Here is a 6,941-nt window from a genome sequence, read left to right on the forward strand (position 1 = left end):
TATGATTATTGGCCAAACCAGAATTTAAAACATACAGTATTGGAAATGTATAATAATAATCAACAATTAATATTCTTTTATGAAATTTTTTACGATGAAAACGGAAAAAGCATAAAAAGTAATGAAAAAAATATATTGACCGGGCAAACCATACAATCTACCTACCTTGAAAAAAATGGCATTGAGAGTATAGCAGAGTATTTTGATAATCAGGGTATTAAAACCAATCATGTTATCTATTATGATAAATCTAAAAAACCTTACCCTCGGATTGATAATCAGCGATTAAACCAGCAAGGCGAAGTAATCGAAACAACAAATCAAAGACCTGATGAAATTTTTGAGACAAGTCAGAGTTTAGAGGAAACTCATCCTTACAATACCTTAATTATGGATATAGAAAAAAGCGATATTACTGTAACCGATTCATTATTTGAACATACCTTTGATATCAATACCACACCGTGGGATAGCGAAGCCATAAACCGGGCAAAATTTTTGGGCATTAAGCCAAATCAAACTTATTATAATAAACTACCATATCCTTATTTTTTTAAAGATCGCTATAAAAACTTCCCTCATCAAGCACCATTAAGCTTAATTGAGGCCGAAAATCAGCAACCTAAAGAGAAATACAGTGATTTAATCAAATTTGAAGTGGGTGATAACTACCAATATAAAACCCTTATCAAAGAAAAATGGCAACAATCCTCCCTCTCTCTACCTTTAGAGCAATTTAAACCATTAGAAAACGATATCTATTTTTTTACAATGGCGGATAACGGGCAATTACAACCATTAGACAATGTAGAGCAAGCAGTTGCATTGCCAAGTTATATTCGTGTAGAAAAAGAGATGGGGAAAATTATCTCCATTGTGCAAAAAACACGCATCATAAAAGTAGCATATCAATTTGAATATAATAACAATACGTTAATTGCTAGCAAATTAAATGTGCTGCAAAGCCCTGTTTTTCAGGACATGCTTATCGAAACCCAATATGAAAATGGTGACTTTATGCCAACTTATCAAGTCATCAAAAATGCTGACGGCATTATTATCCGCACATTTAAATTTATTAAAATAGGTGAAGTGAAAGAAGGTGAAGTTAACACAATCTATGAACGATTTAATAATAAAGGAGTAAAAACTAATCATATTACATTGTCGGTACAAAATAATAGAGATGTTATAAAAAACGAATACCTTAATGAAAAAGGTCAAGTTACCCATACCACGGATTTATTCGAGGATAATGAAATTAACAATCGACAATTTTATGACAGCAAAGTACCTATCTCTCCTGATACTTTTGAATATGGACTTTTTCATTTCTACTTAGAATATCACCAACCAAGTGAGGAAAGTAAGTAATCATTAAATGGGAAAATAAAATAATATATTAATCAGTAATCTATAAACAATAACTAAAGTAACACAATGAAAGAGAAGAAGTTAAGTAAGGTGTCATTGTTCGGTTATGCTAGATAATCGCAAATATTCGGCGCAAACGCCCTATTTAGGATAGTTAAAATATGGAAAATAGATTAAAAATAGTTAGACGGGCTATGGTCTTTTGCTTTTTGGCTGTTCAATCTGCTTACGCACAGACAGTAATGGATGATCAAACGGCTATTATTAACCAATTAAAAGCTCAAGCTATTGAACCCAATAAAAACTATTTTCAGCATGATTTTAGTAATTTCTATAGTAAAGAAGATAGTGTTCCAAAGGAAAAACTATTTTTAACAGCTAATAATACTTTAGAAACAGATCCAAGTATGCTCACTACGGCAATACAAAATATTGCTCAGGTAAAACTCAATAATCATTATCAATACCAAGATGTATTTGAACGTGATAGAAATATCATCGAAATATTATACCCTACTGATGTGTTTCAAGCCCTTGATGATGGGGTTCATTTTTATATTTTCGATAGAAATAATCAGTTACAAAAAAAAGAGAAATTTGAAGATGTATATGAGCTACCTTGCTATTTACGGGTTGAAAAGAAAAATGGCGTAGTCATCAGTATCCAAAAAAGACCGTTAACGGCCATTGCTCACTTTGTTTACGATTATTGGTCAAACCAGAATTTAAAACATGCTATATTGGAAATGTATAACAATGATCATCATATTATCTATTTTTCTGAATCTTTTTATGATGAAAATGGAAAAAGGATAAAAAGTTACAGGAAAAATATATTGACCGGGCAAACCATACAAGCTAGCTATCTTGAAAAAGATGGCATTGAGAGTATAGCAGAGTATTTTGATAATCAGGGCATTAAAACCAATCATGTTATCTATTATGATGAAACTATGCCTTACCCCCAGATTAAAAATCAGCGATTAAATCAGCAAGGTGAAGTAATCGAAACGACAAATCAAAATCCTATTGATATTTTTGATTTTCAAAAAGCTCTTAACGAGACTTACCCTTACAACACCTTAACAATGGATATTGAAAAAACTGCTGATGTCTTAACTGATGAGCTATTTAGACATACTCTGGGTATCAATACCACTCAGTGGGATAGTGAAGCCATAAACCGGGCTAAATTTTTGGGCATTAAGCCAAATCAAACTTATTATAATAAACTGCCATATCCTAATTTTTTTAATAATCGCTATAAAAACTTCCCGCATCAAGCACCATTAAGCTTAATTGAGGCTGAAAATCAACAACCCAAAGAGAAATACAGTGATTTAATCAAATTTGAAGTGGGTGATAACTACCAATATAAAACCCTTATCAAAGAAAAATGGCAACAATCCCCCCTCTCCCTACCTTTAGAGCAATTTAAACCATTAGAAAACGATATCTACTTTTTTACAATGGCGGATAACGGGCAATTACAACCATTAGACAATGTAGAACAAGCAGTTGCATTGCCTAGCTATATTCGTGTAGAAAAAGAGATGGGGAAAATTATCTCCATTGTGCAAAAAACACGTATTATAAAAGTAGCATATCAATTTGAATATAATAGCAATACGTTAATTGCCAGTAAATTAAATGTGCTTCAAAGCCCTGTTTTTCAGGACATGCTTATCGAAACCCAATATGAAAGTGGCGACTCTACGCCAACTTATCAAGTCATCAAAAATGCTGACGGCATTATTATCCGCTCATTTAAATATGTTGAAGAAGGCGAAGTTAACGCAGTCTATGAACGATTTAATAATAAAGGAGTGAAAACTAATCATATTACATTGTTGGTACAAAATAATAGAAACGTTATAAAAAACGAATATCTTAATGAAAAAGGTCAAGTCACCCATACCACGGATTTATTCGAGGATAGTGAAATTGAAAATCGACAATTTTATGATGAACTACCTTTTTTCCCTGATGGTTTTGACGATAGACTTTTTGATTTTTACTTATATCATCATTAACCAACTGATAAACAAATCATAGCTGAAGGCAAAACCGATGCGCAAGGGAAAACTCAAATGGTGTCATCTGGATATGAAGAGGCTGAAGTAACATTTAGGTATAAAAGGAATTAAAGATGGGAGCTTTCGATGGCCAAAATGTAATAATAGATATTATGGGTAAAACTTATAATAATCCAAATGATCATTATGATTATGGTATCTACACAAAAGTTAAAGACGGTGCCAGAAAATTAGACAATATTGTATTAAGCAGAATCTTTATTACAGTTAAATCAATTACTCAAATAGATCCTGGACATTATTGGATTGAAATTATTCATCAAGATGAGGACGAAACCGATGAATTTATGGAAAAGGCAAGAAAAGACCGATTAGCCGAAAAGGATCTGCCTAAGTTAAATGGAATATGTAAAAAAGCCAATGGTTTTCGTGAAAGTTATGGTTGGTATCCAGATGATGCTGTACTCTTCGGATCCGGATTAAGTAATTTTTTAAAAGGTAACGGTTTTTTAAATGGTGATTGTGAACTTAGAAGAGAGAAAGATAAGGGTAAAATATTATCTAATACAGAAGAACGCAATGCAGGGAGACGTGAAGAAAATAACGATCTTTCAATAAGGCCATTTGATGCTCATCAAAACGGTCGATTTCATCCAGATAAAATTGACTTTACAACTAATCCCTACCTATTACCTGGAGATTCAAGAACAGATGAGCAGATAATAGCAGAAATTAGAGATTTTGCTAAAAGCTTTGACGATGTATGGAGTTATAATCTCAATAGTTTTGATGAAACCAATTGCCATACTTTTTTATATCTATTATTAGCTACATGTAATTTGGCTGATTTTGATTGTATAGGAAAAGATCTCGATCCATATTTTCTGGCATATAAAACATCTTTAAATGATGAGGAAAATCTTAATTCAAAATATGAAGAAAGAAAGAAATTAATAAACAAGCTATGGCAGATATCTCAATATATCTAATTACCGGAATATCATAATATATAAAGGCTGCTAACTCATTTAAAATATTAAGGTATATATGAAAAAAATTCGACAAATTTACTTACTATTTTTTATAGTAGGCATAATAACCAGTATTGAAACTGCACGTGCGGAGATAACGATGAACGATCAAACGGCAATTATTAACCAATTAAAAGCTCAAGCTATTGAACCCAATAAAACCTATTTTCAGTATGATTTTAGTAATTTTATGGATAATGAAGATAGTTTTCCACGAAAAAAACTATTTTTAGCAATTAGTAATGCTTTAGAAACAGATCCTAGTATGCTCCCTATTGCTAGACAAAATATTGCCGAAGTCAAATTAAATAATCATTATCAATATCAAGATGTATTAAACAGAAGACGAAATATCATTGAAATATTATACCCAACTGATGCGTTTCAAGCCCTTGATAATGGGGTTCATTTTTATATTTTCGATAAAAATAATCAGTTACAAAAAAAAGAGAAATTTGAAGATATATTTAAGCTACCCTGCTATTTACGGGTCGAAAAGAAAAATGGCATAGTCATCAGTATCCAAAAAAGACCGTTAACGTCCATTGCCCACTTTGTTTACGATTATTGGCCAAACCAGAATTTAAAACATACAGTATTGGAAATGTATAATAATAATCAACAATTAATATTCTTTTATGAAATTTTTTACGATGAAAACGGGAAAAGTATAAAAAGTAATGAAAAAAATATATCGACCGGGCAAACCATGCAAGCTAGCTATCTTGAAAAAGATGGCATTGAGAGTATAGAAGAGTATTTTGATAATCAGGGTATTAAAACCAATCATGTTATCTATTATGATAAATCTAAAAAACCTTACCTTCGAATTGAAAATCAGCGATTAAATCAACGAGGGGAAGTAATCGAAACGACAAATAACAAACCAGATAAAATTTTTGAGACAAGTCAGAGTTTGGAAGAAGCTCATCCTTACAATACCTTAATTATGGATATTGAAAAAACTTCTGGTGTCTTAACTGGTAAGCTATTTAGACATACTTTTGATATCAATACCACACCGTGGGATAGCGAAGCCATAAACCGGGCTAAATTTTTGGGCATTAAGCCAAATCAAACTTATTATAATAAACTGCCATACCCTAATTTTTTTAATAATCGCTATAAAAACTTCCCGCATCAAGCACCATTAAGCTTAATTGAGGCTGAAAATCAACAACCCAAAGAGAAATACAGTGATTTAATCAAATTTGAAGTGGGTGATAACTACCAATATAAAACCCTTATCAAAGAAAAATGGCAACAATCGCCAATCACCTTGCCTTTAGAGCAATTTAAACCATTAGAAAACGATATCTACTTTTTTACAATGGGGGATAACGGGCAATTACAACCATTAGACAATGTAGAGCAAGCAGTTGCATTGCCTAGCTATATTCGTGTAGAAAAAGAGATGGGGAAAATTATCTCCATTGTGCAAAAAACACGTATTATAAAAGTAGCATATCAATTTGAATATAATAACAATACGTTAATTGCCAGTAAATTAAATGTGCTGCAAAGCCCTGTTTTTCAGGACATGCTTATCGAAAGCCAATATGAAAATGGCAATTATTATCCACGTTATCAAACTATCAAAAATGGTAGTGGCATTATTATCCGCACATTTAAACTTATTAAAAGAGGTGAAGTAAAAGAAGGTGAAGTTAACGCAATCTATGAACGATTTAATAATAAAGGGGTGAAAACTAATCATATTACATTGTCGGTACAAAATAATAGAAACGTTATAAAAAACGAATACCTTGATGAAAAAGGTCAAGTTACCCATACCACAGATTTATTCGAGGATGATGAAATTGACAATCAACAATTTTATGATAGCAAAGCACCTATCTCTCCTGATACGTTTGAATATGGACTTTTTGATTTTTACTTAGAACATCACCAACCAAGTGAGGAAAGTAAGTAATCATTAAATGGGAAAATAAAATAATATATTAATCAGTAATCTATAAACAATAACTAAAATAATACAATGAAAGAGAAGAAGTTAAGTAAGGTGTCATTGTACGGTTATGCTAGATAATCGCAAATATTCGGCGCAAACGCCCTATTTAGGAAAGTTAAAATATGGAAAATAGATTAAAAATAGTTAGGCTGGCTATCGTCTTTTGCTTTTTGGTTATTCAATCTGCTTACGCACAGACAGTAATGGATAACCAAACAGCTATTATTAACCAATTAAAAGCTCAAGCTATTGAACCCAATAAAATCTATTTTCAGTATGATTTTAGTAATTATATGAATAATAAATATAGTTTTCCACGAAAAAAACTATTTTTAGCAATTAGTAATGCTTTAGAAACAGATCCTAGTATGCTCCCTATTGCTAGACAAAATATTGCCGAAGTCAAATTAAATAATCATTATCAATATCAAGATGTATTGGAACGAGACAGAGATATCATTGAAATATTATACCCAACTGATGCGTTTCAAGACCTTGATGATGGGGTTCATTTTTATATTTTCGATA

At 31.5% G+C, this 6,941-nt stretch carries 5 protein-coding genes; all 5 read left to right on the forward strand.

Going from position 1 to position 6,941, the window contains the following annotated elements:
* Positions 1–1,374, forward strand: a 1,374-nt coding sequence (locus tag A9G11_RS00045; protein ID WP_218055992.1) for a hypothetical protein, incomplete at its 5' end; no start/stop codon positions are given.
* A 161-nt stretch (positions 1,375–1,535) separates the two neighbouring features.
* On the forward strand, positions 1,536–3,407 hold the full coding sequence (locus A9G11_RS00050) for a hypothetical protein (RefSeq protein ID WP_065617498.1): 1,872 nt from the start codon (positions 1,536–1,538) through the stop codon (positions 3,405–3,407).
* 116 nt (positions 3,408–3,523) lie between these two features.
* A complete protein-coding gene (locus A9G11_RS00055) occupies positions 3,524–4,399 on the forward strand; it encodes a hypothetical protein (protein ID WP_065617499.1) in 876 nt (291 codons plus the stop codon).
* Between the two features lie 58 nt (positions 4,400–4,457).
* Positions 4,458–6,374, forward strand: coding sequence for a hypothetical protein (locus tag A9G11_RS00060; protein WP_065617500.1), 1,917 nt, complete (start codon positions 4,458–4,460; stop codon positions 6,372–6,374).
* A 161-nt stretch (positions 6,375–6,535) separates the two neighbouring features.
* Positions 6,536–6,941, forward strand: a 406-nt coding sequence (locus A9G11_RS00065) for a hypothetical protein (protein WP_141674304.1), incomplete at its 3' end; no start/stop codon positions are given.

Origin of the sequence: Gilliamella sp. wkB108 (genome assembly GCF_001690195.1) — a bacterium.
GTDB lineage: Bacteria > Pseudomonadota > Gammaproteobacteria > Enterobacterales > Orbaceae > Gilliamella > Gilliamella apicola_L.

Coding starts and splice junctions, on each gene's coding strand:
- A9G11_RS00050 (WP_065617498.1), top strand. CDS start 1,536: ATGGAAAATAGATTAAAAATAGTTAGACGGGCTATGGTCTTTTGCTTT.
- A9G11_RS00055 (WP_065617499.1), top strand. CDS start 3,524: ATGGGAGCTTTCGATGGCCAAAATGTAATAATAGATATTATGGGTAAA.
- A9G11_RS00060 (WP_065617500.1), top strand. CDS start 4,458: ATGAAAAAAATTCGACAAATTTACTTACTATTTTTTATAGTAGGCATA.